The organism is Phytoactinopolyspora endophytica, from assembly GCF_004138495.1.
Classification (GTDB): Bacteria; Actinomycetota; Actinomycetes; order Jiangellales; family Jiangellaceae; genus Phytoactinopolyspora; species Phytoactinopolyspora endophytica.
The window spans coordinates 78,881-82,098 of the sequence record NZ_ML142849.1; the positions used below are offsets into that span (position 1 = coordinate 78,881).

4 protein-coding genes are annotated in these 3,218 nt (G+C 67.6%); 1 reads left to right on the forward strand and 3 read right to left on the reverse strand.

Going from position 1 to position 3,218, the window contains the following annotated elements:
- A partial coding sequence (locus ELR45_RS00395; RefSeq protein WP_240759028.1) for a purple acid phosphatase family protein occupies positions 1-1,449 on the reverse strand: 1,449 nt, incomplete at its 3' end.
- A gap of 188 nt (positions 1,450-1,637) precedes the next feature.
- Positions 1,638-2,255 (reverse strand): hypothetical protein, encoded by a 618-nt coding sequence (locus ELR45_RS00400; RefSeq protein ID WP_129662552.1) that lies wholly within the window; start codon positions 2,253-2,255, stop codon positions 1,638-1,640.
- Between the two features lie 50 nt (positions 2,256-2,305).
- Between ELR45_RS00400 and ELR45_RS00405 the strand changes: the two genes are divergently transcribed.
- Positions 2,306-2,536 carry a DUF5703 family protein gene (locus tag ELR45_RS00405; RefSeq protein WP_129662553.1) on the forward strand — a complete coding sequence of 77 codons (231 nt, stop codon included), beginning with the start codon at positions 2,306-2,308 and terminating at the stop codon, positions 2,534-2,536.
- Between the two features lie 37 nt (positions 2,537-2,573).
- Here ELR45_RS00405 and ELR45_RS40190 read toward each other — a convergent pair.
- A partial coding sequence (locus tag ELR45_RS40190) for a M20/M25/M40 family metallo-hydrolase (protein ID WP_240759029.1) occupies positions 2,574-3,218 on the reverse strand: 645 nt, incomplete at its 5' end.

The window sequence follows — 3,218 nt, forward strand, 5'->3', positions numbered from 1 at the left end:
ATCGCGGCGCTCGCCGCGCAATCCGTCCCCGGCCACCCCGACGTCGTAGTAGTGCACACCCACGCCGTCGTCGTCGGAATCGACGAAGCTCCGCTCGAACATCTCACTATGGCCGGACAACACGGCGGCGACCCCGTACTGCTCGAACAGGGAGTGGTACTGCCGCATCGGCGTACCGCCCTGCCCGCTGGTCAGCTCGTGGTACATCGGTAAGCCGTGCTCGCCGCTGCTGTAGGCCGAGTGGTGGAACTGCACGAAGACGACCTGGCCCTGGCTACGGGCGTCCGCCAGCTGCTGCTCCGCCCAGTCCCACTGGACGCTTCCCTGGTTGAAGTCGGACAGGTCCGTGCCGCCGGCCGCCTCGTACTGCCCGCGGGTGTAGTTGTTCTGCGTATCGGTGCCCGGCCCGCGGTACTCCTGGCCGGTCGCCTTCTCGTCGTCGGGATAGTCGTCCGGGGAATCGTCCGGCTCACCGTTGGAGCTGTCCAACGTGATCACCGTGACCGGCCCGTAGTCGACGCGGTAGTAGTTGTCCCGGTGCGCCGCCGTGCCGTTGTCCGGGGAATCGAAGTACGCGTGGTACTTCTCCCGGCCTCGCACCACCGGAGAACGATCCTCCGGTGTGCCGTAGCCGCCGTTCAACGCCCCGTAGTTCTCCCAGTTCCCCAGGGCGGGGAGGATCGGCCGGGACGACAGGCCGCTGCTCAGCTCCCCCGCGTTGTGCCGGAAGAACTCGTCCCAGCCCGGCTGGTACCCGCCACCCTGAACGAGATCCCCTGGCATCATCACGAAGTCCGGGTCGCGGTCCTCGATCACCTCGAGGTTGCGCCGATAGCCCTCGTCCTCGGTCAACATGTAACGCAACGTGCGGACCTGCGACAGCACCGTGGTGCCGAACGTCTGGTCCCACACGCCTCCCTCGTCCGCGACCGGCCGGTCCACCCCGTCGTCGGCCAGCGCACCTGGGGCCCATTCGCGCCGCTGGACCCGGCCTCGCGGCTCCGTCTCCGCGTCGGACAGTGCGACGAACCGGACGTCCTTCCAGCGGTCGGCGCTCGGTGCCGTCGTGAAGCTCGCGCGGTGCCTCGCCGACCCCACCGTCACGGTATAGACATAGTGCCTGCCCGGTCGCAGGCCGGTCACATCGACGGTGTGCTTGTAGTTCTCCCCGTCATGCAGCCAGGACCCGGGCTCCAGCCCGTCGATCTCCTGGGTGAGTTCAGCTTCGGTGTACTCGAGCGCCGTCTCGTGAGCAGGCTCCGTGACGTATTCGGCACCGCCGCGCAGGCCGGGTCCGCGGACGACGAGCTCGCCGGGATCGGGGGTGGAGGTGAACCAGGTGATCGTCATGGCGTCGGATGCCGGGTTCTGCAGGTACGGGTTGACCCTGAACTCGGTCTCCGATTCCGGGCTGGCCCCCGCCGGCAGCGTCGCCACCAGCACTGTCATCACAGATCCGAGTAACAGTGGCCGGATCCTCCGCAACGACTGACCCATACCTGCGCGCTCCTCGTGGTCGACGGACGCCGGTCGGACCACCGGTCGTGGACTCACACTTTCACCCGTTTCCCACCTACAGGTCAACGGTGGGAGAACGATCCGCCAAGAGTGAGCGTCCGCCGTGGCCGTCGTCGACGTCAGCGCTCCTCGTCGACCTCCACGACCTCGTCGAGCCGGTAGATGAGCATATCGTCGTCGATCACACCGAACGGCTCGTTGACGAGCGTCTCCGTGTCACCCTCGGCAAGTTCCTGAACCCATACCGTTCCCCCACGAGGTTGCAGGCCAGAGCCCTCCGCACGCAGGTCGAGCCCGTCCACCCCGTACGCGTGCAGCAGCTGGTACAGGGCACGACCGGCATGGGTGACGTCGGCGACGGCAGCCTCTTCCGGATCGGCCGGGTAGATCTCACCGTAGGCCTCCCTTCCGGCACGCAAAAGCTCGCCGGCCTCCGAGATGTCGTAGTCGCGGCGGACGAACACACCGACAGCGGCGGGCTCGGCATCGCTGTCCTCGTACTCGATGTCGACGTGCGGGCCTTCCGGGAACTCCCACGGTGTGACCTCGTCGCGCAACTCGAACAGCAGGTCGTCATACTGTGCGGCGGCGTGCCGCAGTGCGGTGTACGCGGCCTGGACGGCCACGTCCGCTTCACCGGAGCGCGCCAGGCACGCCTCCATGTGGTTCTCTAGCGCATCGGTCAGGTTGTCGAGCGCAGCCTGCAAGCGGGCACGGTCCTGGGGAACAGTGGTCACAGTCCCCGACCGTACATGCTCTTGTTCAATGGGCGTGGCAGGATATGTAGATGGAACACGCAGTGGCCGCGAGCGAGAGCTCCAGGTTCGCTCGTGCCACCGAGTACGAGTTCCGCCAGCTCTTTCTGCCGCGTAGCACCTCCCGATCGGCAACTCGCCGGCTCCTCACCGAACAGGCCGAGTACGGCCGGTGGGAGCTCGCCAGGCTGCGACGCTACGCCGACGGAACATGCAAGGTGACGCTTCGCCGCAAGATCCTTCGGGTGCGCCGCACCCTGTGACCGTACGGGCGATGGACGCCTCACGGCAGGATGCGGTTCAGGCGAGATCGAGGAACCGGTCGAGCACCCGGGCGCCGAACCTCAGGCTCTGAGTGGGAACACGCTCGTCGACCCCGTGGAACATGCCGGCGAAGTCGAGTTCCGGCGGCAGCCTCAGCGGCGCGAATCCGAAGCACCGGATCCCCAGCGTGCTGAACGACTTGGCATCGGTACCTCCGGAGAGGCAGTACGGCACGGTCCGCGCGCCCGGGTCCTCGGCCTGCAGCGCGGTGCTCATCGCGTCCACCAGGGATCCGCTGAACTCCGTCTCCACGGCGATGTCATGCACGAGGTAGTCACGCTTCACCCGCGGCCCCAGGACCTCGTCCAGCGTCGCCTCGAACTCCTGCTCGTATCCGGGAAGGAACCGCCCGTCCACCCTGGCCTCGGCCCTTCCAGGGATCACGTTGTGCTTGTAGCCGGCCTGGAGCATGGTCGGATTGGTGGTGTTGCGGACCGTGGCCCCGACGATGCGCCCGATGTTGCCGAGCGTCTTCAGCAGCGTGTCGGGATCCTCCGGGTCGAGCTCGACGCCGAGCGCCTCCCCCGCGGCGTCGAGGAACGCCCGTACCGCGGGCGTGATCCGTACCGGCCACTCGTGCCGGCCCAGCCTCGCGACCGCCTCGGCCAGCTCGGTGACGGC

What these genes read in the sequence shown, in the direction of transcription:
- ELR45_RS00405 (WP_129662553.1), top strand. Translation starts at nt 2,306, where the DNA reads ATGGAACACGCAGTGGCCGCGAGCGAGAGCTCCAGGTTCGCTCGTGCC.